The sequence below is a fragment of the Streptomyces sp. NPDC091279 genome, assembly GCF_044757465.1.
GTDB lineage: Bacteria > Actinomycetota > Actinomycetes > Streptomycetales > Streptomycetaceae > Streptomyces.
Genome location: NZ_JBIVVA010000008.1, coordinates 66,260 through 92,876 on the forward strand (window position 1 = coordinate 66,260; position 26,617 = coordinate 92,876).

Sequence of the window (26,617 nt, forward strand, 5' to 3'; positions counted from 1 at the left end):
AGGAACCCTGCCCCTGAGCCGAACCGCCCGCCGCAGAACCGGACTTCACAGAACCGGACTTCACAGAACCGCCCGCCGCAGCAGAGCCGTCCTCCACCGAGCCGTCCTCCACACCGGCGGAGTCCACCACACCGGCGGAGTCCACCGCACCGGGGGAGTCCACCACGTCATCCTCCTGGCTCCGGTTCGCTTCCAGGTTGGCCTTGGCCCGGTCCACCCGCTCGACGATCTGGATGGAGGCGCGGTCCCGTTCCTTGCGCAGGGCCACGAAACTGATCGGCGCCGAGATCACCAGGGCGAGCAGCACGACCCACATGCCGTTGGAGGCGCCGAGCCCGCGCGGAACGATCTCCGAGTAGACGAGACCCCAGACGACCACGAGGCAACCCACGAAGATCCCGAGGCGCATCAGCGTGTAGCGGAGCATCTCAATCCACTCTTCCGATTCCAAACAGGGGCAACGTCCAGTGAAGCACGCCCGCACCACGATCTTCGAGGGGGGTCAGGGCACCCCCTAGGGGCCCGGAGCCGAAGTCCAAGGCTCCACGGACCGGCGTTCACGGTCCTACGGGTCCCACGCGCCGCCACCTCACCCGAGCGGCAGCAGCATGACGACGTCGTCCCGGTCATCCCCGGGAGCCACCCGGATCGCGTCCGGAATCCGCCCGACCTCCTTGTACCCGCACGACCCGTAGAACCGCTCCAGGCCCAGGCCACCCCGGCAGGTGAGCCGGATCGCCTCGACGCCGTCGAGCCCCCGGGCCGCGTCGGCGGCGGCCGTCATGAGGTCGCGGCCGTAGCCGAGCCCCTGGTGGCGCGGGTGGACCATCACCGTGTAGAGCCACACCCAGTGCCGCATCAGCCGGTGCGTGTTGTGGGTGAGGAACGCGGTCGCGGCGATCGCACCGCCCTGGTCCCGGCCGACCAGCAGCCGGGTCCGCCCCTCCGCGAGGGCGATCAGATGCTTGACCAGCTCGGGCCGTATGTCGTCCACGGTGACCGGCGGCACAAAACCGACCGAGCCACCCGCGTTCGACACGTCGGCCCAGAGAGTGAGTACCTGGTCCCGGAGTTCGGGCGATATCGCCGGGTCCAGTTCGAACGTCAACGTCACCGGATCACACCCGCATCGGCTGCGGCGACTCCCGACGCGCCGGGTCGGGACCGTCGTACTCACGGATGATCTCGTACCGCGTGTTGCGCTCCACCGGGCGGAAACCGGCGTCCCGGATCAGGTCCAGGAGATCCTCACGGGTCAGCTTGTTCGGGGTGCCGTAGTTGTCCGCGTCGTGCGTGATCTTGTACTCGACGACCGAACCGTCCATGTCGTCCGCGCCGTGCTGGAGCGCGAGTTGCGCGGTCTGGACACCGTGCATGACCCAGAAGACCTTGACGTGCGGGACGTTGTCGAAGAGCAGCCGCGAGACCGCGAAGGTCTTCAACGCCTCGGCGCCGGTGGCCATCTGGGTCCGCGCCTGGAGCCGGTTGCGGACCTTGCCGTCCTTCATGTCCACGAAGTCGTGCTGGTAGCGCAGCGGGATGAAGACCTGGAACCCGCCGGTCTCGTCCTGGAGTTCGCGCAGCCGCAGCACATGGTCCACCCGGTGCCGGGGCTCCTCGATGTGCCCGTACAGCATGGTGCACGGGGTCTTGAGACCCTTCTCGTGCGCCAGCCGGTGGATGCGCGACCAGTCCTCCCAGTGGGTGCGGTGGTCCACGATGTGCTGGCGGACCTCCCAGTCGAAGATCTCGGCGCCGCCGCCGGTCAGCGACTCAAGCCCGGCGTCGATCAGCTCGTCGAGGATCTCGGAGGCGGACAGCCCCGAGATCGTCTCGAAGTGGTGGATCTCCGTCGCCGTGAACGCCTTGAGGGAGACGTCCGGCAGCGCCGCCTTCAGCTCGCGCAGCGACCGGGGGTAGTACCTCCAGGGGAGGTTCGGATGCAGGCCGTTGACGATGTGCAGCTCGGTGAGGTTCTCGCCCTCCATCTCACCGGCGAGCTTCACGGCCTCCTCGATGCGCATCGTGTACGCGTCCTTCTCGCCCGGCTTGCGCTGGAACGAGCAGTAGGCGCACGACGCCGTGCACACGTTGGTCATGTTCAGGTGCCGGTTGACGTTGAAGTGGACCACGTCACCGTTCTTGCGGGTCCGCACCTCGTGGGCCAGGCCGCCCAGCCACGCCAGGTCGTCCGACGCGTACAGCGCGATGCCGTCCTCGCGGGACAGCCGTTCACCGGAGCGAACCTTCTCCTCCAGCTCGCGCTTGAGCCCCACGTCCATGCCCACACCTTTCCACGACAACTCGCCCCACGGTACTCCCCCGCCCTCCGGCCCCGGCTTCCGGCCGACCGGCGCCCCCACGCCTCGCCGGACCGCGCGCCGGACCGTCCTAGACCTCCTCCGGAAGCTCCCCGACGCGGTTCTCCCACTTGGTGGACAGGACCACGGTCGTACGGGTACGGGAGACCCCCTTGGTCCCGCTCAGCCGCCGGATCGTCCGCTCCAGCCCGTCGACGTCGGTGGAGCGCACCTTGAGCATGAACGAGTCGTCCCCGGCGATGAACCAGCAGTCCTCGATCTCCGAGAGGTCCTTCAGCCGCCGGGCGACGTCCTCGTGGTCGGCCGCGTCCGAGAGCGAGATGCCGATCAGCGCGATGACCCCGAGCCCGAGCGACGCCGAGTCGACGGTGGCCCGGTACCCGGTGATGACACCGGCCGCCTCCAGCCGGTTGATCCGGTCGGTGACGCTCGGCCCCGAGAGCCCGACCAGTCGCCCCAGCTCCGCGTAGGAGGCCCGGCCGTTCTCTCTCAGAGCCTGGATGAGCTGCCTGTCCACCGCGTCCATACGATCGAAGCCTTCCGCTGAGAAACCTTGAAACGATGAGAGGTACTGAGGGTCCTAGGGGTACTAGGGGTACTACGGGCCCCCGCAGGCGGGAACGGCGGGGCCACGGGTCTTACGGGTCCTAGGGGTATTACGGGTCCTACGGGTCGTACAGGTACCGACGGCGCCCCCCCGCCGACCGCACCCCTAGGGCAACGCCCCTACGGCAACGCCCCTACGGGTACCGCCACTTACTCGCTGCCCCCGCCGCCCCCGCCCCCCGCACCGCCCAGCTCCCCTTCCCAGCGGCGGTACAGCCGGTGCCCGACACCGGCCGCGTCCAGCACCCGCCCGGCGACGAAGTCCACCAGGTCCTGGATATGGGCGGCGCCCGCGTAGAAGGCGGGCGAGGTCGGCACGACGGCCGCCCCGAGGTCGTCCAGCGTCACCAGATGCCGCAGCGTCTGGCCGTTCAACGGGGTCTCCCGCACCGCGACCACGAGCGGCCGGCGCTCCTTGAGGGTGACGCTCGCCGCCCGCTGGAGCAGATCCTTGGAGAGCCCGAGCGCGACCCCGGCGACACAGGCCGTCGACGCGGGGACCACGAGCATCCCCCGTGCGGGGTACGACCCCGACGAAGGACCGGCGGCGAGATCACCCGCGTTCCAGTACCGCACCCGGGTCAGATCGACCCCGAACACGCCCGGCTTGCCGTCGGCCCCCCGGGCCAGCCATTCCCCGAGGTCGTCCCGCCAGTGGGCGTCCCGGAAGGAGATGCCGGTCTCGTCGAGCAGCGTGAGCCGCGAGGCCCGGCTGACGACGAGGTCGACGTCCTCACCGGCGTCCAGGAGCGCACGCAGCACGGCGGCGGCGTATGGGGTGCCGGAAGCCCCGGACACCCCCACGATCCAAGGCGTACGGGGCGCGTTTCCTGGCTTGAGCGGGTTCACGCCCCCGAGCCTATCCGGCACGGCCGGTCAGACAGTCAGCCCCCGCACCAGCAGATCGATGAGCGCGCACACGAACAGGCTGATGCCGATGAACCCGTTGGTGGAGAAGAACGCCCGGTTCAGCCGGGTCAGATCATGCGGCCGCACGATCGTGTGTTCGTACACGAACGCGCCCGCGACGATGAGCAGGCCGAGCCAGAAGAAGAGCCCGGCGCCGGTGGCGATCGCGTACCAGACGAACAGCGCCGTCGTCACGGCGTGACAGCCGCGCGCGCCCCAGACCGCCGCCGGGATGCCGAACCGCGCCGGTACCGAACGGACCCCGATCTCGCGGTCGGTCTCGACGTCCTGGCAGGCGTAGATCAGGTCGAACCCGCCGATCCAGACGCCGACCGCGAGACCGAGGATCACCGCGTCCCACGACCAGGTGCCGGTGATGGCCAGCCAGCCGCCGATCGGCCCTATCGACTGCGCGAACCCCAGGATGGCCTGCGGGAAGTTCGTGAACCGCTTCCCGTAGGGGTAGACCACCATGGGGATCACCGCGACCGGCGCGAGCGCCAGGCAGAGCGGGTTCAGCAGCGCCGCCGACCCCAGGAAGATCGCGACCGCGACCAGCGCGCCGGTCCAGGCGTGCCGCACGGACATGGCGCCGGTGACGAGTTCACGGTGGGCGGTACGGGGGTTACGGGCGTCGATCTCCCGGTCGATGATCCGGTTGACGGCCATCGCGAACGTCCGCATGCCCACCATGCAGACGGTGACGAGGAGCAGCCGCACCCAGTGGATCGTGCCGTCCAGCTCGAACATCGCGGTGAGCGCGGCGATATAGGCGAACGGCAGCGCGAAGACGGAGTGTTCGATCATCACCAGGCGCAGAAACGCCTTCGTACGGCCGGGCTGCGGAAGAGCCGCGGAAGCGCTGCCGCTCACCGTCCCGCCCCCCGTCCCGTGAGCAGCCCCGTGCCGCCGTGGCCCGCCATGTCGACCTTCCTCACAGCCCGTACTCCTTCCAGCGACGGTCGACCGTGGCCGCCGTCTCCGGGTCGGACAGCACCATCTCCGGCCACCCCCCGTCCCTCGTGTAGCCCTCCTCGGGCCACTTCCTCGTCGCGTCGATCCCCGCCTTGCCACCCCAGAACTGCTGGTAGGACGCATGATCGAGATGATCGACCGGCCCCTCGACGACCGAGAGGTCGCGGGCGTAGTCCGTGTTGCCGAGCGCCCGCCAGGCCACCTCGTGCAGATCGTGGACGTCGCAGTCGGAGTCGACGACCACGATCAGCTTGGTCAGGGACATCATGTGCGCCCCCCACACCGCGTGCATCACCTTCTGCGCGTGCTTCGGGTACTTCTTGTCGATCGAGACGATCGCGCAGTTGTGGAATCCGCCCGCCTCGGGCAGGTGGTAGTCCACGATGTCCGGCACGATGATCTTCAGCAACGGCAGGAAGAACCGTTCCGTGGCCCGGCCGAGTGGCCCGTCCTCGGTCGGCGGCCGCCCGACCACGATCGACTGGAGCAACGGCCGTTTCCGCATCGTCACGCAGTCGATCGTCAACGCCGGGAACGGCTCCTGCGGCGTGTAGAACCCGGTGTGATCACCGAACGGCCCCTCCGGCAGCATCTCGCCCGGCTCCAGCCACCCTTCCAGGACCACTTCGGCCTGCGCGGGCACCTGCAACGGAACGGTCTTGCAGTCGACCATCTCGATCCGCCGCCCGGAGAGGAACCCGGCGAACAGGTACTCGTCGATGTCACCCGGCAGGGGCGCGGTGGAGGCGTAGGTGACGGCGGGCGGGCAGCCGAAGGCGATCGCGACCGGCAGCCGCTCACCCTTACGGGCCGCCACCTGGTAGTGGTTGCGGCTGTCCTTGTGGATCTGCCAGTGCATGCCGATGGTGTTCCGGTCGTGCCGCTGGAGCCGGTACAGACCCAGGTTGCGGATGCCGGACTCGGGGTCCTTGGTGTGGGTCAGCCCGAGGTTGAAGAACGACCCGCCGTCCTGCGGCCAGGTGAACAGCGCGGGCAGTTGGTCGAGATCGACGTCGTCCCCCGTGAGGACTACCTCGTGTACGGGCGCGTCCTTGACCTTCTTCGGCGGAACGTGTGCCATCGCGCCGAGTTTCCCGAACGCCTCCCGCACCCCCACGAACCCGTGCGGCAGCTCGGGCCGCAGCAGCCCGCCGATCTTCTCGGAGATCTCCCCGTAGGACGTCAGCCCCAGGGACTTCAGCAGCCGCCGGTCGGTGCCGAAGACGTTCATGGCCAACGGCATCGCCGAGCCCTTCACGTTCTCGAAGAGCAGGGCGGGACCGCCGGCCTTCTGCACCCGGTCGACGATCTCCCCGACCTCCAGATAGGGGTCGACCTCGGCCTTGACACGCTTGAGGTCGCCCTCGCGTTCCAGGGCCCGCAGCAGGGAGCGAAGATCGTCGTAAGCCATGGGTCCCAGTATCGGCCACCGGCTAACCTGGGCCGGTCACCGGGGCCGTCCGCCGTCGCACGCCATTTCGGGGAGAACACGCGCGTCATGCTGAGGTATCTGCCGTTCCTGCTGGTCCTGGCCCTGTGGATCTACGCCTTCATCGACTGCCTGAACACCCCCGAGGAGCAGGTCCGCGGGCTGCCCAAGGTGGTCTGGGTGATCATCATCCTGCTCTTCGGCGAGGTCCTGGTCGGCCCGGTCGCCTGGCTGGTGGCCGGCAAGAACCGCACCCCGGGCCGGACCACGGGCCCCGAGACCCCCCAGCGCTGGGTGGCCCCCGACGACAACCCCGACTTCCTGAAGTCCCTGGACAAGGACCCGAAGGACCAGAAGAACCCGAACGACACCAAGGACGCCAGCGACAGCAAGGACAGCAAGGACAGCAAGGAGAACGACGAGAAGGACCCGGACCCCCGCCCGGAGTAGCCACCGGAACACGTAGGGGACGCAGGGGAGACCCGGAGTACCCAGGGGGTGCACGGGGGCCCGGGGGTACCTAGGGGGTGCGGGGGCCCGGGGGTACCTAGGGGGATACCCGGAGCGGCCGGTACCTAGGGGGGTTCCCGGAGCGCACGGGGTGGACGAGGTGTACGCCGACGAGCCCCCCGAAGCGGACAGTGCGCCCCTGGGCCGTTCCCCGTCGAGGCCGGACACTTGCCTCGCATGACGACAGTTCCCGCCGACCCCACCGATTCCCTCGCCCCCGCCTACGGTGACAAGGTCATCGCCGTCGAGACGGCCGGCGCGGACCCGATCCCGGAGCCCGAACGGCACGGCTCCCCACGCCAGTTGCTGTGGACGTGGGCGTCCCCGAACATCGAGTTCGCGACCGTCTACATCGGCGTGATCCCGGTCCTCTTCTTCGGCCTGGGCTTCTGGGAGGCGACGGCCGCGATCCTGCTCGGCACCGCGCTCGGCGCCGTCACCCAGGGCGTGCTGTCCCTGGACGGGCCGCGCTTCGGGGTGCCGCAGATGGTGATCGGCCGCCTCTCCTTCGGTCACCGGGGCAATCTGCTGCCGTCCGGGGTCAACGCCCTGGTCGCCGGGGTCGGCTGGTTCGCGGTGAACAGCCTGAGCGCGGCCTTCGCCCTCAACACCCTGACGGGACTGAGGCCGCTGCCCTGTCTCTTCCTCGTGGTCGCCGCCGAGATCCTGATCGGCTTCATCGGCCACAACTTCGTCCACTCCTTCGAGCGGTACGCGTTCCCGGCGCTGGCCCTGATCTTCCTGCTGGCCGGCGTGTGGACGTTCAAGGACGCCGAGCTGGCCGGCGGCGGCGCGGGCGGCGGCATCGGCGGCTTCCTGCTCGCCTTCAGCACGGCCTGGGGCTACGCGGCCGGCTGGAACCCGTACGCCACCGACTACTCCCGCTACCTCCCCCGCGCCGCCGACCGGACACGGACCGTCCTCTACCCGGCGCTCGGCATGTTCGTGTCGATCACGATCGTCGCCGTCATCGGCGCGGCCTCGGCGACGATCGTGGCCCCCAAGGACGCCTCCCCGACGGCGGCCTTCACCGGCCATCTCCCGCACTGGCTCGGCGACTTGACCCTCCTCGCCATCCTGCTGGGCGGCATCTCCGCGAACGCCCTCAACATCTACTCCTCCGCGATCTCCGTCTCCTCCCTCGGCCTGCGGCTGCCCGGCTGGCTGAGCCGCAGCGCCCTGGTCCTGGTGTCGGGCCTCGCCGGAACGGCGGCGGCATGGGCGTCGCTGGATGACGCGGGGTCGGCGTACGAGGCGTTCCTGCTGGTCATCGCCTACTGGGTGGGCCCGTGGCTCGGCGTCGTGCTCACCGAACGGTGGCTGCGCTCCCGTACCCCGGACGAGCTGACGGCCGCCCGCCTGGCCGACCGCACCTTCACCAACTGGCCCGGCCTGACAGCCCTGTTGGCGGGCGTCGCGCTCTCGGTCCCGTTCTTCTCCAACCAGGAGGACTACGTGGGCTGGGTCCCGCAGCACTGGCCCGCCTTCGGCGACATCACCTGCCTGGTGGGCTTCGCGGTGAGCGCGGGACTGTACGGGGCACTGCGCCGACTCCGCCGTTGAGGCCAGAGGCGGGACAAAAGGCAGGAGCCCCGTTGCCTTGCGGCACGGGGCTCCTTGGGTACTGCGTCAGATCCGGACTCAGAGCAGAACGCTCGTTGTGCCAGGAAGCCTTACTAGTTTCGGAACTAGGCGGGGGTGACGTTCTCCGCCTGCGGACCCTTCGGGCCCTGCGTGACGTCGAAGGTGACCGCCTGGTTCTCCTCCAGCGAACGGAAGCCGTTCGCATTGATCGCGGAGTAGTGGACGAAGACGTCCGGGCCGCCGCCCTCCTGGGCGATGAAGCCGAAGCCCTTTTCCGCGTTGAACCACTTCACGGTTCCGGTAGCCATAAGCCCTCCTTGGGCCCAAAGGGTTGCCCTGCTCCAGAACCTGCAAGTGTGAAAAGCGAGTGCCGCACATCTGCATACGTCTGAAAACGACTAGAGCCCGCGGTTACATGCTCCGCAGGCTCTGTACTGCAAGGGAAACCAAACTGCAACTTGCGATGAGCCTAGCACGCAGGCTACCGAAAGGGATAGAGCCCAAGATCACGTCACCCGGACGTTTGAAGCCGTTCGGGGCGTTGACGGAGAGTGACCGCAGGGGCGAGGTCTGGACCGTACTCCCCAGGGTCTAGCCTCGCGATGTGGACAATTCTCGCACCCGGCCGCGCGTCGGCCACATCCAGTTCTTGAACTGCCTGCCCCTGTACTGGGGCCTCGCGAGGACGGGCACGCTCCTCGATTTCGAGCTGACCAAGGACACCCCGGAGAAGCTCAGTGAGCGGCTGGTGCGGGGCGATCTCGACATCGGTCCCATCACCCTGATCGAGTTCCTGAAGAACGCCGACGATCTCGTCGCCTTCCCCGACATCGCCGTCGGCTGCGACGGCGACGTCATGTCCTGCGTGATCGTCTCGCAGGTCCCGCTGGAACGTCTCGACGGTGCCCGGGTCGCCCTCGGCTCGACCTCGCGCACCTCCGTCCGCCTCGCCCAGCTCCTGCTGGCCGACCGCTTCGGCGTGACGCCCGAGTACTACACGTGTCCACCCGACCTCAGCCTGATGATGCAGGAGGCGGACGCGGCGGTCCTGATCGGCGACGCGGCCCTGCGGGCCAACCTGCTCGACGGGCCGCGCTACGGGCTCGCCGTCCACGACCTCGGCGCGCTCTGGAAGGAGTGGACGGGGCTGCCGTTCGTCTTCGCGGTCTGGGCCGCCCGGCGCGACTACCTGGAGCGCGAGCCGGTCATCACCCGCCAGGTCCACGAGGCGTTCCTCGCCTCCCGCAACCTCTCCCTGGAAGAGGTCACCAAGGTCGCCGAGCAGGCGGCCCGCTGGGAGGCCTTCGACGAGAAGGTCCTGGAGCAGTACTTCACCACCCTCGACTTCCGCTTCGGCGCCCCCCAACTGGCAGCGGTCCAGGAATTCGCCCGCCGAGTGGGCCCGACAACGGGTTTCCCATCGGACGTGAGGGTGGCCCTCCTCCAGGCTTGAGGACGGTCCCGTTCCTGCACCCACTGGGCGAGGGGCCGACCGCCCACGCGATCGACCCCTCCCGTGGCGGCCCCGCTCCGCCTACATCGGTGTCGTGACCGTGACGTGTTCGCCGCTGCCCAGGTGCAGCATGCCCTTGCCCGGGGTGAGCGGGCCGCCGACCATGCTGCGGTTGGTGCGGATGCCGATCAGCTCGCCCGAGCCGGACTCCTGCGGGGAGAGCAGGATGCCGCGGCGGGCCTTCTTCGCGTCGACCTGCCAGCCGGAGAACCCGTCGCAGATCTCGTCCTCGTCACCGGCGATGACGACGGCGAGACCCTCCTCGGCGCCGCGCTCCACGATCCGCTTGAAGACGTCCTCGGCGTCGCAGTCGTCCAGCACCTCGGCGTCGTCGACCAGGACCACGATCGGCTGGGCCGGGGTGGCCGAGCCGACCAGCTCCTCCAACTCGTCCTCGTCGATGTCGCGGCCGGTGAAGACCTTCAACACACCGTCCACGCCATCGAGTTCACGCAACGGCGACGGGCGCGGCGCCGCCACGACCAGGCGCACGCCCTGCGCGAGGTAGGAGCGGGCGAACCCCAGCAGCGTCGTGGACCGGCCCGACTTGGCCGGGCCGCCGATCACGAACGCCGGCACGCCCTGCGCCAAGTCAGGTCCGAACGCGGTGAGTTCGTCGCCGCCGACGCCCACCAGGGCCCACAGCGGGGAGGCGCTCGTCGCTGGGTCGCGCATCGCCCACGCGTCCTCGAAGGAGATCCGGCTGGGCAACACGTCGACCCTGAACGGCCGCTGGGAGCGCGGGACTTCACTGTCCCGGGCCGCCGCGTCCTCGCCGATCGCGGTGAGCGCGGCCGCCTGGCCCTGCCCGGTGGTGTCCTCGCAGAGCAGTGCGAACTGGGTCTCGGCCGCGGTCTCGTTGCGGAAGGCGCGGCCGGGCGGGATCTCCTCGGGCACCTTGCGGGAGTTGATGTCCAGCATCGAGAAGTCGGCGCGGTCGGCGAGCCGCAGACCGTACTTGTCCTCGGTGAGGGAGGAGATACGGCCCGACAGGATCTGCCGGTCACCGGTGATGACCAGGTGGATGCCGACGCTCGCGCCCTCCCGCATCATCGCCATGACCTGGTCCGTCAGATCGCCGTGGTTGTGGTCGCCGAGGGTGGGCAGCCAGCCCTCCCAGCGGTCCAGGAGCACGACGATGTGCGGCAGCCGCTCGTGCTCGGCGACGGCCGCGCGCTGCTCGCCGATGTCGGCGTAGCCCTTGTCGGCCAACAGCTCCTGGCGGCGGCCCAGTTCACTGGTGAGACGGCTCACCAGCCGTTCGACGCGCTCCAGTTGGTTGCGGCTGACGACCGCACCGCAGTGCGGCAGCCGGGTCAGGGCGTTCAGGGCGCCGTTGCCGCAGTCGATGCCATAAAGGTGCACGTCGGCACAGGAGTTGGTGCGGGCGAGCGAACCGGCGATGGTGCGCAGCACCTGCGAGCGTCCGGTCCGCGGGGCACCGGCCACGATGAGGTGACCGAAGGTCGCGAAGTCGACGGCGACGGCACGGCGGTCCTGCGCGGCCGGCAGGTCCTCGACGCCGTACGCGGCGGCGGGCAGCGAGCCCTGCGCCCGGACCGGCGGGACCTCGTCGAGGAGCAGGGTGTCATCGAGCGCGGGCAACCACGGGGAGTGCTGCGCCGGGATGCCGAGGGCCGTGTTGGCCTCCCGCACGGCGTCCACCAGGACCTTGAGGTCGGTGATCTCGTCGTCCTCACGGGCCTGGGTCTTGGGCTTGCGCAGCGCGGCCCGGCCCAGGTCCTGCCAGTCGAGCGGCCCGGCCCACGGGGCGAGCGTCGCCGGGTCGGCGGCACCCGGCCGGCGGCCACCGACCCGCCCCGACTGGAACGGGACGAGGGAGGCGTGCCCGAGCCGGACGTACGCGCGGCCCGGCGTGCTCTTGCTGATGTGGCCCGCCTCGGGCGCATCGATGACGTCGGTCGACTCACCGGCGTCGGTCACCCGCAGCGCGATCCGGAGGTTGGTGTTGGCGCGGATCTCGGGGGAGACGACACCGCTCGGCCGCTGGGTGGCGAGGAGCAGGTGGATGCCGAGGGAACGACCACGCTGGGCGATGTTGACGAGACCGGTGACGAAGTCGGGAAGGTCACGCACCATGGACGCGAACTCGTCGATGACGATGAGGAGTCGGGGCACCGACGGGTGTGAGGGGTCCCGACTGACCAGGTCCTGGTAGTCCTCGATGTCCTTGGCGTCGGCCGCGGCGAGGATGTGCTCACGCCGCTTCAGTTCGGCGCCGAGCGACTCCAGGGCCCGTTCTACGAGATGGGCGTCGAGGTCGGTCACCATGCCGACGGTGTGCGGGAGTTTGACGCAGTCCTTGAACGCCGAGCCGCCCTTGTAGTCGACGAGGACGAACGTCATGTTCTCGGGGGTGTTCGCCACCGCGAGCGCGGCCACGATGGTCTGGAGCAGCTCCGACTTGCCCGAGCCGGTGGTACCGGCGATCAGCCCGTGCGGACCGTCCTTGCGCAGGTCGATGCCGAACGGGCCGTCGTAGGACTCGCCGATGACCGCCATCGTCGACTGGCCGCCCAACTGCCAGCGCGCGGCGACCCCGTCACGGGTGGGCGGCTCCAGCTGGAGCACGTCGAGCAGTCGGCTGGCGGCGGGCAGCGCCGAGTCCTCGGTCTCGCCGCTGATGTCACGCAGCGGGGACAGCGCGCGGCCGAGCCGTGCGCACCAGGCCGACGACACGAAGTCCGGCCGCACGTTCTTCTTCCGCAGCGCCCCGGTCTGCTCGACCCGCAGCCTCAACTCCGGTGTCTGTTGCGCCTGTTCCTCACCCTGACCGGCGGTCGGATGCCACGCCTGGAAGGAGGGGAAGCCGCCACCGGCCTGCTGGGCCACGGGCGCGACGGGAGCGCCGTCGGCGGCGGGACGGGGCTCGGCGACGACGAAGGCCTGGCACTCGCCGGGCAGGAACCGCTCCTCCTCGTCCAGACAGAGGGCGTGGATGGCGACCCCGGGGCCCTCCCGCAGCAGCCGCACCACACCGGGCATCGAGCGCAGCCGACGCGAGCCGTCCCAGACGACGACGATGTCCGGGTCGGAGAAGGCCGGACCGTTGTCCTTGCGCCCGCCGCCCTGCTTCAGCGCCTTCTGGCGGGCGTCGAGTATCTGGGTGAGTTCGCCGACGCGGGCGCCCACGGTCTCGGAGTCGGTGCCGATCAGGACGTTGACGTCCTGCCCGCCGCTCGGCCGGGAGTGCGGCAGCCAACGCACCCAGTCCCAGCGGGAGTCGGCGTCGTGGTCGGTCAGCACGTAGAACTGGACGTCCATCGGGCTGTGCAGCACCGCGGTCTGCGCGACCGCCCAACGCCCCAGTGCGTGCGCCGAGTCACCGGGTCCCGCGATGCCGACGACGCCGAGATCGCGCAGCGACAGGGCGACCGGGGCGTCCTCGATGTACCAGCGGACTTTGCGCTTGTGCTCGTCCTGCTCGGGGTCGTCGAGTTCGACCTCGGAGGGGACGCGGCCGGTGCCGAAACGCAGCAGCAGATGGTCGGCGTCGGTGCGGCGGCGCTCCCAGAGCCGGGTGCGTGGACCGGTTCCGCAGGCCAGCACGGCGGCCGGGTCGGGCACCGCGAGACGCCGGTCCGACCGCTCCGTGACCAGGGCCTCCTGCGCGTCCTTCTCGATCCGCGCCTTGTGCTCCTTGTACTCCTTGAGCTGCTTGGCGTGCGACTTTCGGCCGTGCTTCTTGTCCATGAAGTAGTTGCCGAAGAGCATGACCGGGCTCATCAACGCCATGATCAGGTAGTACCAGCGCCCGAACATGAAGACCGAGACGACGGCGCCGATGAGCGGCAGCAGCGCCATCAGCCACGGCAGCGGCCGGGCCTCGTAGTCGCTGGGCGGGTTGGGCAGCGAGAAGTGCGTCTGCCGTTCCGCGGGGCGCAGTCGCGGGGGCCGGTTGTAGTCGAGTCCGGCACCGTCGTCGGACCACTTCAGGGCGGCGTTGGGGGCCGTGTACCCACTGATCTCCAACAGGGTGTTGCCCACCGCGAGTTGACCCCCCAGGGGCCATTCCCCACCCGCGAAGTCCTCGCCGTCGAGGCGGACTTCGGCGTCCTTGCCGGTGTGCAGGGCGACCTTGCAGGTGCCGTCGATGGCGATGGAGAGGCTGGCGGCGCGGTCGGGAAGCTCGGGGTCGTCGACACGGAGGTGCGCGGCGGGGCCCGCGCCGATGTCGTACTTGCCCACGCCGAGCCGGTGCACGGCACCCGCCGCGGGCCCGCCGACCACGCGGAACTCCACGACGCCGGTGGGTTCGCCGAGGATGCACCCGGCCGGATCGTGCAGGCTGACGACGACGCCGTCGCGCAACGGCGATCCGACGACGGTGACGGAGGGGTCGAGCGCGTAGCCGTCGACGTAGGCGAGGGGGGCGGAGCCGCCGCCGGAGCCGCCGCGGTGCGCCCCGAGCGAGATGATCTGCGCGCTGTCGCCCAGGCCGATGTTCCGCGCGAGTTCCTGGGCGATGTCACCGACCGTGGACTCCGGATCGGCGTCGAGCACGACGTCGGCACTGGCTCCACCGAGCGGATCGACGACCGTCAGACTCAGGCGCACGTTCCCTCCCCCAACACGCTGAGAACATCCAACACAATCCGAGTGACCTTAACCGGCCCGCCTTTACCGGGTGCAACGGGATGTGCGCGGGTTCACGATTCCCTTGCAATCCTTGGGCCGGAGGCCCCTGTGGTCCTCCGGCGCGCACCCGTAAGATCTTTGCTCGTGCGGACGACCCACCGACGGACGTGGGGCCGCGCAGTGCCACGGGGGAAGGCCCTGGGGCCACACCAACGGGAGGGAAGCCGTCATGGGCAAGGGCAAAGACGCAGATCTTACTTATGCCGAGATGGAGAAGGTCGCGGGTGACCTGATCAAGGACATGCACGACCTGGAAGACAAGATCAAGTCGGTCGAGAAGCGGGTCTCGGCGCTGGTCGAGGAGGGCTTCACCACGCAGAAGGCCTCCGGCGCCTACGACGACTCCATGAAGGAGTTCTCGAAGGGCGCGACCAAGACCATCCAGGGTCTGCACGGGCTGTCGGACTTCCTGAAGAAGGCCAAGGAAGCCTACGAGCAGCTGGACCAGCAGCTGGCGGGTCAGGCCAAGGGCTGATCAGCCCGGTGTCCGCCGGGTGGCGTCGGTGCGGTGTGCCCTTCGGCAGCCGCACCGACGGCCCGGTTTCCCGGCGACCGCCGAGTGACGGCCGCCGGCCGGCTCGGCACTGACGTCGGCGGACTCACCACATCACGCATCGGCCGCGGTTCACGGGGGTGACCTGGCTTGCTCGGACAGGGCAGCAGCGCTAGACGCCGTACTTCTCCGCTTCGCCGGACCGCGGCTGGCGCATCAGGTGTGTGTGCAGGTCGCTGTTCCACTCCTCGGTGGCCAGCGTCAGCCAGGAGCCGTCGGTGAAGCGGATACGCAACGTCCTGCTCTCGTACGCGGGCAGCGGATCTTCCAACGTCGCCTCTCCGGGAAGGAGTTCGGCGACCACCCGCATGCGCTCGTCCCGCCGGACCGACACCCGCTTGGGCGGCGCGGCCAGCAGGAGACGCCCCTCGGCCAGCAGCACAAAACGCTGGTGGTGCGAGGAATGGCTGTACCAACGGAGCAGGAACTGTCCGGCCGCTCCGTTCCAGTCGCCGTCGAAGACCTTGTCGAGGCCGAGTTCGACGATCGTCTCGTCACGCCGCTTCAAGGCGAGGTCCGCGGCGCGCGCCGCATCCCGCTCCTTCTGCGTCCGCAACAACCGCTTGAGAGCTTCCTCGCCCGAGGCCAGAAGGCTGAACAGCAGGGCGATGGGCATGAAAGGCACGGCCAGCACGGCGCCGAGCAGCCCGAGGGGCCTGCGGAACGCGGGCCGCAGAGCTCCCGACCCTGCCGCCTGGTGCACATCCGAGGGTGGCTCCGGGATCTTGCCGATCGTGCACCACGCTCCGGCATCTGGAGTGACGCCGAGACGGTCACGTATGGTGCGCTCGGTGCTCCTGGACAAGTCCGCTCACCTTCCTTGCTGTTGCAGGGGATGACGCGCAGCAGTGTCTCACGTTCACTATGGGGGAATTATTCGATGGCCGACAGAACTGCGTACGACCTCGACATGATCAAAGAGTGTTCGCGATCCCTGGGAAAAATTCACCGCGAGTTCGAAGAACACGGTAATCCCGCCGACGGCTACGACGACGATCTGGGGCACGGCGGCCTGAAGGAAGCCTTCGACGACTTCGGCAGCACGTGGAAGAAGACGAGGAAGAAGCTTTCGAAGGAACTCAAGAAACTGGCCGAGTACACGGATGCCGCGGCCCAGAAGTACGAGGAGATCGACCACGAGTTGGCCAAGGCCATCGCGGACGCCACGGGGAAGGGCAAGAAGTGAGCAGGCGATCCAACGACTGGCCTCCCCTCTGGGACAACGACCCCACGCCCGGTGATCCCGACGAGGTCGCGGCACTCGGACGCAAGCTGCGCAAGATGGCCGACATGATCGACGAGCAGGCTCGGGTCATCAAGGCCCTGTCCTCGGTGGACGGTTGGGACAGTGACGCCGGCCGCGCCTTCAACGAGATCGCCGACGGAGCCGGAGACCGGCTCAAGAAATCCTTCGAGAGGTACGACGAGGCCGCCAAGGCGCTCGGCACCAAGGTCGCCGAGGGCGAGTCGAAGGAATTCGCCGGTGAGTTGCACCGCGCCCAGAAAAAGGCCGACAAGGCCCTGGCGAACTACCGTGAGGCGAAGTCAGATCATGATCTCGCCGACCGGGAGGTGAAGAAGTTCACCGACAAGTACCTGGTGAGCGACATTCCCGAGGCGGACAAGCCCGAGTACGACCGGTGGATGAAGAAACGTCAGGACGCGCTGAGCCGAATAGGGCAGGCACGTAAGGACGTAAAAGACGCCAAGGACATCTACGACGATGCCGGGGACAGTGCCGCCCGGCGCATCAAGAACGTCGTGCACCACGACTCGGTGCGTGATCCGGGCGGATTCATGAACTGGTTGGCGGACTGGGCGGACATGTTCTCCAACATCTCCGCGATCCTCTCCGTACTCGCGGTCATCTGCGCGTTCATTCCACCCCTGCAGTTCCTCGTGCCCATCTTCGCGACTCTCGCCGTCCTCTCCAGCGCGGCCGCACTGGCCGGCCACGCCTACGACATGTCGGTGCGCGGCGGCAAGGTCAACTGGCTCAAACTGGGAACCGACGCTCTGGGCATCCTTCCCGGACTCGGCGCGCTCAAGGGGTTCAGGGCGCTCGTCGGCCTCAAGGGCGTCGCCAAACTCGGGGCGTTCGGCAAGCTCGGAACCTACGGCTCCTTCCGGGGCCTCGCCGCGATCGACGGCATCGGACACAACTTCCTCAACGGCCTCAGCGTCGGCCTGACGAACAAGGTCCTCTCCGGCGGGCTCAGCCTCGGCAACAAGCTCGCCGCTTCCAAGGTCGGCGGCGTCATCCCCGAACTGCCCAAGGTCTTCGAACCCATCGGAGGAAAGCAGATCACCGCGGTCATCAAGGGCACGGGACTGGCGAGCGCCCTCCACCGCATGTTCGAGGGGAAGAACGGCGGCACCACCGGTTATCAGGAGCCCGAGCAGTCCTCGTCCGCGCCGACCCCCGCACCGACCCCCTCGCCCGGGCCGTCGCCGCAGCCGTTCCATGCCGCACTGGCCGCGTAGGCACAGGGTGCCGGCGATCACTGGAACGCGCATGAACAGGGAGGGGCCTCATGGATGAGGCGACCGATCTCGGCGAATGGGAGTTCGTCGGCCGCAGAGGCGGCGAGCCCGCGCGACTCGTCCCCGGTGCGGCGCTCGCCGCCGCACCGGGAGCGAAGGCGCTGGCGGAGCGGTCGGGCAGGGAACTCCGCTTCGACTTCCTCGACGACCGACGGGTCCTGCGGATGCTCCGGCTCCGGCACGACGACGAGGTCGCGATGTTCAACGCGGGCTTCAAGTTCGGCGTCCCGCTGGCGATCGTCGGCTTCGGGGCAGCCGTGTACGGGGGCGGCGTCGTCCAGTACTGGGAGTCGGGCTCGGCACGCACCGCCTACGCCGTCGCGGCCGGTGCCGTTGTCCTCGCGCTGCTGGCCGCGTACGTACGCACCGCGGTGGCGCACTGGGGCGACCCCGTCCGCCAGAACCTCCGTGCCCGGGCCCGGGGTTATCGCGAGCTGGCTCATCAGGCACGCCGGGAAGGGGTGGCCGTTCCCGCTCACTATCCGCACTACGGCCCGTATCCCTTCGCGGCCACGTTCCGCCCCGAGGCGGACGAAGCGGCGTTCGACGACGGGGAGGCTCAGCCATGAGCACAGTCATGTCCGAGGGGGAGAACCCTGCCGCCCTCGCGGGGGCGGGGATCGACGTCCGCTGGATCATGCCGGAGGGGTTCTTCGAGATCCCGATGGACGCGGACGATCTGGACGAGACCGCCGAGCGGCTCATCGCGTTGGCCCGCGAGGTGATGCCAGAAGCCACGTTCGAGGTCCAGTTGCAGTGGGCGGCGATGATCGCGGCCCACTACGACTCGTTCATCGAGGCCGGAATCCAGTACTCGGGCTTCGTTCTGACCGAGGTGGACGGGGAACGCTGCACGGCGACGGTCACCATCAGCATGATCGACCTGGACGAGAGAGCCGGGACCAACCCCGTGGGCTTCCTCGGCTCGACGATGCGGCATCTGGGCCTCGGACAGGTCGGCGAGATCAGGCTTCCCTGCGGTCCGGCGGTCTCCTGCATCGGTACCCGCAGGGGCAGCCTCGACGGGAGCCTCACCGCCTCCGGCGCGGAGGAGCAACTCGCCACGTCGTTCATCCAGATACAGATACCGCTCGACAACGGCACAGCCCTGGTGCTGGAGATGGGCACCCCGACGCCGGGCGGATGGGACGTCTTCTCGGCGATGTTCGCGGGCGTGGCCAAGAGCATCCGGCTGTTCAACGACTCGGGCAAGCCGCTGGTGATGCCCGGGTGAACGGGGAACCCGGGATGACAGCCCCGCCACGGGACTATCGGCTGCTGGTCCCCAGGGACTGGTTCCGTATCGACCTCGTCCAGGACCGCTGGCGGGCCCAGCTGAAGACCTTCGTGGACCACCAGGCCAAGGGCAGGAACGTTCCGGCCGAGACCATGCGGGAAGTCTGGACGACCCTGCGCAACACGGCCGAGGCAGGGGTCAGGAACGGCGCGCTGGAGTTCTTCCTGCGCCCCGAACTGGACGACGGAACGATCCTCCCGGCCACCTTGATCGTCTCCCTGATCCCTCGGCCGGGGGCTCTGGCACCGCCCGCCCTGCGGGACACCCTGGAAGCGAGGGAGGCCCGGAGCGGGCGCGACGCCGAGGTCTCGGTCATGGTTCTCCCCGCGGGCGAGACGGTCCGGGTCCTCACCCCGACGACCATGGACCTGTACGTCCAGATGCCTGGTGGCGTCGGCTACTTGGTGATGGCGTTCGCGGTGCCGCTCAGCGACGTGACCGGACCGATGCACCGGCTGTGCGCGTCCATGGCCGAGTCGCTGCGCTGGATCAGGTGACGCGGGGCTCTGCCCCGGCCGGACAGCCTGCTCGCTGAACGGCCGGGTCAGGCCTCGGCCAACGGGGATTCGAAACTGGTGAGTTCGGCGATCTGCTTGAGGATCACCCGGTACTGCTCACGTCGTTCCACCGCGGTCGTGCTCAGCACCTCCGGCGACATCGGCCGGGCGAGCAAGACATCGAGCGGAACCTCGGTGAACCCACCGGGCACGGCGAACCAGATGCCGGCATCGGGGTCTTTGACGGAATCGGCGACGATGATGCGGGGGTTCATGGGGGTGGGGTTCACCGGTTGCTTGGCATGATGCCCACGCGGCGAGCGCGCTCGATGTCCTCGGGAGTGGCTCCCCAGTCGGTGGCTGGACGAAGCCCCTCGGCTGTCCCGGTCTGCTGCGTCACGAAACGGAATCGACGGGGCATCGTCCCATCAGACGTCGACGCCGCGATCACTGCGACGATACGGGGATCTCCGGCCATCCACACCACGTCGATCTGAGCTTTGATATGAGGCTTGGCCCGAGGAGCCATACGCCGGTGCCACCAGCCGACCGCCCAGTGCGTGGGGAACACCATGGGGAGTTGCTCCTCCGGACGGGTGGGGTTGGGAAACTCGAACCATCCCAGTTGCTTCCCGAGGACCTCGTCCCGTTTGGTGAGCCCGTGGGGCGCATTCTTGAACAAACGCCAGGGATATTCCCGCAGAGCACGCCTCTTCCGCAGGACGATAGGGATGTAGAAGAGTTGGATGTATGCGCGATAGAAAGTATAGATAATCAGCGGGGTAAAGAGGGCGGAGGAGCCGTACCCGGCGGGCATGAAAACGACTAGGACTGCTAGGGAGGCGAACCAGAGGGCGATCCACACTACGGGAGCGATCGCACACAACAAGAATTGCTTCCACCATGCGCGACGGGTTGGCGAATGCTCCCATGCGGTGGAATGGTCAGCCGGATTCATAGGAATTATCTCTCATTCCCTGCGTCAGAAAGCATAGCGTGCGAGGTCGATGAGAGCGCCACCGTCAATAATGGTCCTCACGCCGTCGACTCCGCTGCCGCTGTTCTTCACCACGTCACTGTCCAATGGGTCGTAGGCGCTTGCTGCCAATCCCACCCCTGCTGTCACGAGACCGATTGAGCCCGAAGTGATCTCAATGGCCTCTCCGACCTCGGCAGAGTTCCGAGCCCCGCGAACTGGGATCTTGAGGGCCGGATTTCCGAGGGCTGAGATGGCCTTAGCTTCGGTCATCGTATTGGTGCCCAGCGTCGTTATCACCTTACCGAGGGTGACCACTTCCTCGCTGGCCCGCAGACCGACGACTGTTTCACGGATGCCCAGGCTCACCGCACCCAGACACGGTAGGACTCCGAGAACATCCCCGCCCACACTGCACTGACAGCGTTGCCCCAGAACGAGGTCGGGGTTGTTCTTGGCGTTTGTGGCATGCCTCTTCGCCGTGTCCAGGGCTTCCTGCGCTTCTTTGGCATCCTGCTCAAGCTTCTTGGCCCGGCTCTGGAACTCGTCGAGTTCGCCTTCCCAGCTGTGCACGTGCCGGGGCCCCGGCCGGACAGCCTGCTCGCTGAACGGCCGGGTCAGGCCTCGGTCAACGGGGATTCGAAACTGGTGAGTTCGGCGATCTGGTTGAGGATCATCCGGTACTGCTCACGTCGTTCCACCGCGGTCGTGCTCAGCATGAGGACTGCCATCCGTTTGCAGTCCGGATGCGGAAGGTAGGCGCGGATCTGGAGCAACGGTGTTGACGGCAGCCCTGATTCGGGGGTGGGCGTGCGTACGGTCTCTCCCATCGACGCCGGTCCGCCGGCGAGGTCCAGGTACTCGATGTGTGTGTGCTGCTCTGCCGTGGCGACCGCACGTGCCGCGCTCACCGCCCTCGGTGACCAGGCGATGTCACGCCATGACACGGTGAAGAGGGAATGCAGGGTCCTGCCGTTCTCTTCGCCCACGTCGTCGTGGTGCACTCCGAGGGAGCAGTGGACGGTGCCTGCCTCGCGCAGGGCGCCGAGGAGTTGCTGTCCGGACGCCAGTTGGGCGATGAACTGCTGCCGGGCGATGCCGTCGGGAAAGGCCTCGACCAGAGGAGCGAGCGCTTCCTTGAGCCGGTCCGCCTCCGGCGACATCGGCCGGGCGAGCAAGACATCGAGCGGAACCTCGGTGAACCCACCGGGCACGGCGAACCAGATACCGGCATCGGGGTCTTTGACGGAATCGGCGACGATGATGCGGGGGTTCATGGGGGTGGGTTCCGTGCTTGTCGAGGTCACGACCTACCCGAATTCACGCCCGCGCGGCGACCACGCTCGATGTCTTCAGCGGTGGCTCCCCAGTCGGTGACGGATTGATACCCCTCGGTTTTCTCCATCTGCTGGGTCAGGAAACGGAATCGACGGGGCGCGGTCCCGTTGGACGTGGGCGCCGCGATCACTCCGATGAAACGGGGGTCCCCGGCCAACCACACCACGCGAATCTGAGCTTTGATCACGGCCTTCGTGCGAGGCGCCATACGCCGGTGCCACCAGCCCACCGCCCAGTGCGAGGGGAACACCATGGGCAGTTGTTCTTCGGGACGGGCGGGATTCGGGAACTCGAACCAGCCGCACTGTTGGCCCACGACATCGGTCCGATCGCCCAGTCCGTTCGGGGAATCAGTGAACAGGTGCCATGGGTAGACCCGCAGAACGCGTCTTGTCCGCCATACGACAGCGATATAGAAGAGTTGGATGTATGCGCGGTAGAAAGAATAGATAAGGAACGGGGCGAAGAGAATTGAGTAACCGTAGCCTTCGGGCATGAAAACCACCAGGACCGCCAGCAGGGCGAACCAGAGAGCGATCCACGCGACGGGAGAGATCAGGCACAACACTAGTTGCTTCCACCATGCTCGCCGAGTCGGCGGATGCTCCCATGCGACGGAGTAATCTGCGGGGTTCATGTTAACTCTTTCCTGTCATCCGAGTCAGAACACATACCGGGCGAGGTCGATCAGGGCGCCGCCGTCCAAAATGGTTCTCGAACCGTCGATCCCAGTGGTGGTGTCCTTTGCCCCGTCGTTGTCCAGCGCGTCGTCGGCACTGGCCACCAGTCCGTACCCTGCGGTCAGAACACCGAGCGAAGAGGAGCCGATCTCCACAATCTCTCCGACAGTGGCTGAGCCCTGAGCCCCGCGCACAATGAGGTTCAGGGCCGGATTTCCGAGTTCCGAGATAGCCTTCGCTTCGGTCAGCGTTCTGCTGCCCAGCGTCGTCATCACCTTTCCAAGGGTGAATGCCTCCTCGCTGGCGCTCATGAGCCTAAATGTCGTACGGGCGCCGAGTCCTACGGCACTCACGCCCGGAATGACTCCAAGGAAGTCGCCAGCCAAACTGACAGCGTTGCCCCAGAAATCGGAGTCGAACTCGCCCTTGGTGAAGCCGTCCATCAGGGAGGCCCGTACTTCGGGATCGCTCACTCGCATGACTAGGGCGGTCGCGCTCAATGCTGCTGCCGAGAGTAGTAGGACGGCTGCTGCGACGCCGCCCGTTGCGACGAACAGGGCGACCAGGCCGATGACGCCTGCGGTGAAGCTGAGGATGTCGGGCAGGTTCTCGGTGAACCAGTCGGCGAATTCTTCGAGCCAGCCCGGTTCGTGCGGTGCCAGTTTTTTCGTGGCGCCGCGGATCTTGCCGGCGCGGTACCGGGCCTTCTCCTCGTGTTCCTCGGCGAGTTTCTTGGCCTTGCCGATGACCTTTTCGAGGTCGCTCTGGGCTTTCTCCACCGCTGTGTTGGCGCCGGTGAGGGATTTCTGAGCTTTTTCGTGCTGGCTGCCCTTGCCGTCGAGGTCGGGGTTGTTCTTGGCCTTTGTGGCATGCCCCTTCGCCGTGTCCAGGGCTTCCTGCGCCTCTTTGGCATCCTGCTCAAGCTTCTTGGCCCGGCTCTGGAACTCGTCGAGTTCGCCTTCCCAGCTGTGCACGTGCCGGGCGGCTTTACGGATGGAGTGGGCGGCGTTCTTGAGGTTGAGGGGGAGGGGGCCGCCGTCGAGCTGTTCGCGGAAGGCGACAGCGGCGTCGCCCTCCCAGTAGCTTCCGTCCATGAGCTTTGTGACGAGCCCGTGCGTGTCCTCAAGGACCTTGGCGCAGCTGCTGAGCTTCTTGTAGAGGTCGCTGACCGTCTCGGTGTCACCGGGAGTCGGGTTGAACCCCAGGTGTGGATAGTCAGGGTTCGGAATGGACGGTGAGGATTTGAGGCCCTGGGGAAGGCTCCCCTCCCGGGCTGCGGGGGAGTTGTCGTACGGGGATTTCTCGACGCCGGGCGACAGGGTCACTTCTTGCTCCCGGAATTTCCGTGCGTGGACTTCTTCAGAGCCTCTTCCAGTGCCCTGTCGACTTCCTCGTAGCTCTTCTTGCTCTCACCGATGATCTTGGCCAGGTCTTCGGTCTGCTTGCCGATCTCTTCGGCCCCGTACTTCCAGTCGTCCTGAAAGTCCTCGCAGGCCGAGTCGAGGTCGTCCGTGCCGAGGCCGGTGACGGTCGTGTCGGCCAGGGCCTTGCGCAGGCCCTTCAACGAGGTGCTGGACTTGTTCAAGAGCTTCATGAAATGGGCGAGTTCACCACCGTCCACAGCGAGCCGGTCAGCCATGGAACGTCACCCTCCCCGCATCGGGAGTCAAACCGCTAAGGGGGGCCAAGTCCCAGGAACGTACTGCCGACGGTGAGCTGTTTGCCCAGGGGCAGGCAAGGCCCCCTGACTGCTCGTCAATGAGAGTGATATTCGTCGCGACGGACGACGCTGGTGCTCGCTGGGGCAGTTCGGGTCCTCGACGAGTGGCTGACCGGGCGGCCCGGTGTCGATGCTGTACCGGTCGATCCTGACTCGGCGCCTGGTGGCTGTATGGCGTGACTCTGTTCCGCTCGTGTGGTGCTGCCCGATGGAGACGAGTGGTGCGCTGCCACGAGGGCCTCACGCGAGTGGCACGTTCCTTCGCGATGTCCCCCACTGAGGACTCGGGATCGAGGTCGAGCATCCTGCCGTCGGCGGAGCCACCGGCGAACAGATCGACGACGCTCAGAGTCAGCTGCACGTTCGTCCTTCCCAGGTACCTGTGACCCATCCGTACGTGGGCCACAGTGGCATGACGATAACTGTTCATCTCTTCGCACGGGTATTCACCTGGTGGCTTGGTTCCCAGTAACCCTGGTGATTGCGGGGTGTGCTCCTGCAAGCGGTCCGTGAGCTGCGGCCTCATCCGGGCCCTCACAACAACTGAGCCCGGAGACACGATGGTGGGCCTGCGGCAGGTTGAGCCATGGAGGGTGGCCCACACTCGGCGGCAAAGATACGGTCCTACAAGCGCGTTGGAGCATCAGGGCCTGGACAGCGAGCTGACCGAGAGCGCTGAGGGGAGCCGAGGGGGCAGACCTGCGGAGCGCCCGGGTGTTCGGTCGGGACGTTCAGTCATTCAAGCAACTTTGCAAACATGTACGGGGTGCAATGAGCGGAGAAAGCGATCACACGCGGCTCGATCTTGATGTGATCAAGGGAATGGGAAGAGGACTCAGCAACGTCAAGAAGGCATTCGAAGGCCTGGACGACCTAATGGGAAAGTACGGGGACGACTTCGGAAACAGTGACCTGGCGGACAAGTTCGAAGATTTTGCCGGAAACTGGAAGCTCAGCCGCAAGAGGCTGACGGACGAGATCGACGCGCTGGCGCAGATCGCCAAGGCAGCTGCGGAAGCGTACGAGGAAATAGATCACCAGTTGGCCGAGGCCATTCGCGGCGCCCAGGAACCGAAGAGGGGGAAGTAATCGATGGCGGGACGGCCGCGCGACTGGCACCCAGTCGCGGACAATGACCCCACTCCTGGTGATCCAGACCGTATGGCGGCCTTGGGGAAACAGCTCCGTAAGACGGCGGAGGAAATCGAACGACAGATCCGGAACCTCAAGGCCGTTGCCGACGTGGACGCCTGGGACAACCAGTCCGGAAAGGAATTTCGAGAGAGAGCCAAGGGGAACGTAAAGAAACTTGAGGCCGCTTTTAGAAGATACGACACGGCTGCCACAGCTATCGGTAGCAGGGTCGATGAGGTGGGCGGCGGATATCAGGATAAGCTGCATGCCAGGCCTCGGAACTATGCTTCAGATCTCAATCGTGCCCAAGAAATCGCTGATGCTGCCCTAAAGGATGCCAAGGACGCGGACGAAAGGAAGGGGGCGGCGCAGAAGAGCATCGATGGCCTGTCGGGCAAGAGTCCCAAGGAAGAAGGGGCCGATAGGAACAGAAAGGGGCTTGAAGCGAAGCGCGATGCGGCTGGCGATGAAATCAATGCCGCACGTGAGAAGATCAAAGAAGCGAAGAAGATCCGTGACGATGCCGCCAGGCGGGCTCGGGATTCCCTTGATGAGGTGATCAATCATGATGCCCTCAAGGATGGCTTCTGGGAAACTTTGGTTGACGATATCGCATCTATCACGTCATGGATCGCGACGGTATGTGGTGTTCTCTCGCTGCTTGTGGGATGGATTCCGGTGATCGGGCAAGCTCTGGCCGGAGTTCTGGGTGCCATTGCGATGATTGCGACACTTGTCAACTTCATCGCTACGCTCATTCAGGTATTTCAGGGAAATGCCGACTGGATGGATGTGGGGATGGCAGCTCTCGGATTTGCGCTCATGGGAGTCGGCAAGGGGTTTTCTAAGATTGCAGGAAAGTTCGCCAAGGGAGCTTTGCCTAAACTCGGAAGAGCCGGTGCGGCGCGTACCGCACGGCAGGTCGGTCGTGCGAACAAGAAACTCCGAAATATTTCCGGACAGTCGTTCAAAATTGGAAAGAGTGACGTCTGGAAGTCGATCAAGGAGCCGTTCACAGAGCCTTTTTCGAAGGCGTGGGGTGAGAACCTCAAGGTCCTCAAGCCTGGTAGTGGAAATTGGAGCCTGGCGAAGAATGAGCTGAGTCTACGCGGCAGCGGGAGTGCTCTCAGGGGAATGTCGAAATCATTTTCCATGTCTGACCCCGGTGTGGCGTCAGATCTGAAGTCGGTCAAGTTGGGGACTGCTGCTCTGGGAAGTCAGTTCGACGGCAACGCCGTCAATCAGATCGCCAAGTCAGCCAGCCGCCTGTCTCTGGTTGGGGCCGGCATTACTCTGACTGGATTGGGCCTGGACGGAAACCTCGAAGAACTTGTCGGTCTCGGCTGAAACTCGATCACGTCTTCACGAAAGG

Annotated in this window: 27 protein-coding genes and 1 pseudogene; 11 read left to right on the forward strand and 17 right to left on the reverse strand. The window is 67.0% G+C overall.

Translation table 11 applies throughout. The annotated features are described in order from the left end of the window. Positions 1-154: 154 nt before the first annotated feature. The 7 genes and pseudogenes from ACIQOU_RS20880 to ACIQOU_RS20910 all read right to left on the reverse strand — a co-directional run. Positions 155-427, reverse strand: a pseudogene (locus tag ACIQOU_RS20880) (DUF4229 domain-containing protein); the annotation flags it as partial. A gap of 162 nt (positions 428-589) precedes the next feature. Next, positions 590-1,114 carry a GNAT family N-acetyltransferase gene (locus ACIQOU_RS20885; protein WP_401538293.1) on the reverse strand — a complete coding sequence of 175 codons (525 nt, stop codon included), beginning with the start codon at positions 1,112-1,114 and terminating at the stop codon, positions 590-592. Between the two features lie 4 nt (positions 1,115-1,118). Continuing rightward, complete coding sequence (gene mqnE / locus ACIQOU_RS20890; protein ID WP_401538294.1) at positions 1,119-2,282, reverse strand: aminofutalosine synthase MqnE; 1,164 nt, start codon at positions 2,280-2,282, stop codon at positions 1,119-1,121. 109 nt (positions 2,283-2,391) lie between these two features. Then, complete coding sequence (locus tag ACIQOU_RS20895) at positions 2,392-2,847, reverse strand: Lrp/AsnC family transcriptional regulator (RefSeq protein ID WP_401538295.1); 456 nt, start codon at positions 2,845-2,847, stop codon at positions 2,392-2,394. A gap of 230 nt (positions 2,848-3,077) precedes the next feature. After that, positions 3,078-3,776 (reverse strand): UbiX family flavin prenyltransferase, encoded by a 699-nt coding sequence (locus tag ACIQOU_RS20900; protein ID WP_401538296.1) that lies wholly within the window; start codon positions 3,774-3,776, stop codon positions 3,078-3,080. 27 nt (positions 3,777-3,803) lie between these two features. Beyond that, positions 3,804-4,709, reverse strand: coding sequence for a menaquinone biosynthesis prenyltransferase MqnP (gene mqnP / locus ACIQOU_RS20905; RefSeq protein ID WP_401538297.1), 906 nt, complete (start codon positions 4,707-4,709; stop codon positions 3,804-3,806). Positions 4,710-4,770: 61 nt separating this feature from the next. Beyond that, the gene (locus ACIQOU_RS20910; protein WP_401538298.1) at positions 4,771-6,222 is read right to left on the reverse strand and encodes a menaquinone biosynthesis decarboxylase; all 1,452 of its coding nucleotides are present in this window, start codon (positions 6,220-6,222) and stop codon (positions 4,771-4,773) included. An 87-nt stretch (positions 6,223-6,309) separates the two neighbouring features. On the opposite strand from ACIQOU_RS20910, the gene ACIQOU_RS20915 reads away from it, so the two are divergent. Both ACIQOU_RS20915 and ACIQOU_RS20920 read left to right on the forward strand, forming a co-directional pair. Beyond that, a complete protein-coding gene (locus ACIQOU_RS20915) occupies positions 6,310-6,690 on the forward strand; it encodes a PLD nuclease N-terminal domain-containing protein (protein ID WP_401538299.1) in 381 nt (126 codons plus the stop codon). Positions 6,691-6,927: 237 nt separating this feature from the next. After that, complete coding sequence (locus ACIQOU_RS20920) at positions 6,928-8,313, forward strand: purine-cytosine permease family protein (protein ID WP_401538300.1); 1,386 nt, start codon at positions 6,928-6,930, stop codon at positions 8,311-8,313. A gap of 125 nt (positions 8,314-8,438) precedes the next feature. On the opposite strand, the gene ACIQOU_RS20925 is transcribed toward ACIQOU_RS20920, so the two are convergent. Further along, the gene (locus ACIQOU_RS20925) at positions 8,439-8,642 is read right to left on the reverse strand and encodes a cold-shock protein (protein WP_003948780.1); all 204 of its coding nucleotides are present in this window, start codon (positions 8,640-8,642) and stop codon (positions 8,439-8,441) included. A gap of 296 nt (positions 8,643-8,938) precedes the next feature. Between ACIQOU_RS20925 and ACIQOU_RS20930 the strand changes: the two genes are divergently transcribed. Continuing rightward, positions 8,939-9,787 carry a menaquinone biosynthetic enzyme MqnA/MqnD family protein gene (locus ACIQOU_RS20930; protein ID WP_401538301.1) on the forward strand — a complete coding sequence of 283 codons (849 nt, stop codon included), beginning with the start codon at positions 8,939-8,941 and terminating at the stop codon, positions 9,785-9,787. 81 nt (positions 9,788-9,868) lie between these two features. Here the strand turns inward: ACIQOU_RS20930 and ACIQOU_RS20935 are convergent, their stop codons facing one another. Beyond that, positions 9,869-14,425, reverse strand: a complete 4,557-nt coding sequence (locus ACIQOU_RS20935; RefSeq protein ID WP_401538302.1) for an FtsK/SpoIIIE domain-containing protein — start codon at positions 14,423-14,425, stop codon at positions 9,869-9,871. Between the two features lie 250 nt (positions 14,426-14,675). On the opposite strand from ACIQOU_RS20935, the gene ACIQOU_RS20940 reads away from it, so the two are divergent. After that, a complete protein-coding gene (locus ACIQOU_RS20940; protein WP_401538303.1) occupies positions 14,676-14,981 on the forward strand; it encodes a WXG100 family type VII secretion target in 306 nt (101 codons plus the stop codon). A 190-nt stretch (positions 14,982-15,171) separates the two neighbouring features. Here ACIQOU_RS20940 and ACIQOU_RS20945 read toward each other — a convergent pair whose 3' ends face one another. Then, the gene (locus tag ACIQOU_RS20945; RefSeq protein WP_401538304.1) at positions 15,172-15,864 is read right to left on the reverse strand and encodes a hypothetical protein; all 693 of its coding nucleotides are present in this window, start codon (positions 15,862-15,864) and stop codon (positions 15,172-15,174) included. Positions 15,865-15,939: 75 nt separating this feature from the next. On the opposite strand from ACIQOU_RS20945, the gene ACIQOU_RS20950 reads away from it, so the two are divergent. The 5 genes from ACIQOU_RS20950 to ACIQOU_RS20970 are packed head-to-tail and all read left to right on the forward strand — an operon-like array spanning position 15,940 to position 19,397. Beyond that, positions 15,940-16,245 (forward strand): hypothetical protein, encoded by a 306-nt coding sequence (locus ACIQOU_RS20950; protein WP_401538305.1) that lies wholly within the window; start codon positions 15,940-15,942, stop codon positions 16,243-16,245. Beyond that, positions 16,242-17,543: a putative T7SS-secreted protein gene (locus tag ACIQOU_RS20955; RefSeq protein ID WP_401538306.1), complete on the forward strand. Its 1,302-nt coding sequence runs from the start codon at positions 16,242-16,244 to the stop codon at positions 17,541-17,543. The genes ACIQOU_RS20950 and ACIQOU_RS20955 overlap by 4 nt, the downstream gene beginning before the upstream one ends. 50 nt (positions 17,544-17,593) lie before the next feature. Next, a complete protein-coding gene (locus tag ACIQOU_RS20960) occupies positions 17,594-18,172 on the forward strand; it encodes a hypothetical protein (protein WP_401538307.1) in 579 nt (192 codons plus the stop codon). Beyond that, positions 18,169-18,837 carry a hypothetical protein gene (locus ACIQOU_RS20965; RefSeq protein WP_401538308.1) on the forward strand — a complete coding sequence of 223 codons (669 nt, stop codon included), beginning with the start codon at positions 18,169-18,171 and terminating at the stop codon, positions 18,835-18,837. Before ACIQOU_RS20960 ends, ACIQOU_RS20965 begins: the two co-directional genes overlap by 4 nt. A gap of 14 nt (positions 18,838-18,851) precedes the next feature. Then, on the forward strand, positions 18,852-19,397 hold the full coding sequence (locus tag ACIQOU_RS20970; RefSeq protein WP_401538309.1) for a hypothetical protein: 546 nt from the start codon (positions 18,852-18,854) through the stop codon (positions 19,395-19,397). A 47-nt stretch (positions 19,398-19,444) separates the two neighbouring features. On the opposite strand, the gene ACIQOU_RS20975 is transcribed toward ACIQOU_RS20970, so the two are convergent. The 7 genes from ACIQOU_RS20975 to ACIQOU_RS21005 form a co-directional block, all read right to left on the reverse strand. After that, positions 19,445-19,672 (reverse strand): hypothetical protein, encoded by a 228-nt coding sequence (locus ACIQOU_RS20975; protein ID WP_401538310.1) that lies wholly within the window; start codon positions 19,670-19,672, stop codon positions 19,445-19,447. Between the two features lie 11 nt (positions 19,673-19,683). Further along, positions 19,684-20,214, reverse strand: a complete 531-nt coding sequence (locus tag ACIQOU_RS20980; protein ID WP_401538311.1) for a hypothetical protein — start codon at positions 20,212-20,214, stop codon at positions 19,684-19,686. 165 nt (positions 20,215-20,379) lie between these two features. After that, positions 20,380-20,946 (reverse strand): hypothetical protein, encoded by a 567-nt coding sequence (locus ACIQOU_RS20985; RefSeq protein ID WP_401538312.1) that lies wholly within the window; start codon positions 20,944-20,946, stop codon positions 20,380-20,382. A 44-nt stretch (positions 20,947-20,990) separates the two neighbouring features. After that, positions 20,991-21,650: a hypothetical protein gene (locus tag ACIQOU_RS20990; protein WP_401538313.1), complete on the reverse strand. Its 660-nt coding sequence runs from the start codon at positions 21,648-21,650 to the stop codon at positions 20,991-20,993. 26 nt (positions 21,651-21,676) lie between these two features. Beyond that, positions 21,677-22,348: a hypothetical protein gene (locus tag ACIQOU_RS20995; RefSeq protein ID WP_401538314.1), complete on the reverse strand. Its 672-nt coding sequence runs from the start codon at positions 22,346-22,348 to the stop codon at positions 21,677-21,679. Positions 22,349-22,372: 24 nt separating this feature from the next. After that, positions 22,373-23,716, reverse strand: coding sequence for a hypothetical protein (locus ACIQOU_RS21000; protein ID WP_401538315.1), 1,344 nt, complete (start codon positions 23,714-23,716; stop codon positions 22,373-22,375). Continuing rightward, positions 23,713-24,030, reverse strand: coding sequence for a type VII secretion target (locus ACIQOU_RS21005; RefSeq protein ID WP_401538316.1), 318 nt, complete (start codon positions 24,028-24,030; stop codon positions 23,713-23,715). The genes ACIQOU_RS21000 and ACIQOU_RS21005 overlap by 4 nt, the downstream gene beginning before the upstream one ends. Before the next feature lie 852 nt (positions 24,031-24,882). Here ACIQOU_RS21005 and ACIQOU_RS21010 point away from each other — a divergent pair. Next, positions 24,883-25,200 carry a hypothetical protein gene (locus ACIQOU_RS21010; protein ID WP_401538317.1) on the forward strand — a complete coding sequence of 106 codons (318 nt, stop codon included), beginning with the start codon at positions 24,883-24,885 and terminating at the stop codon, positions 25,198-25,200. A gap of 3 nt (positions 25,201-25,203) precedes the next feature. Then, positions 25,204-26,592, forward strand: a complete 1,389-nt coding sequence (locus ACIQOU_RS21015) for a hypothetical protein (protein WP_401538318.1) — start codon at positions 25,204-25,206, stop codon at positions 26,590-26,592. The last annotated feature ends 25 nt before the right edge of the window (positions 26,593-26,617 follow it).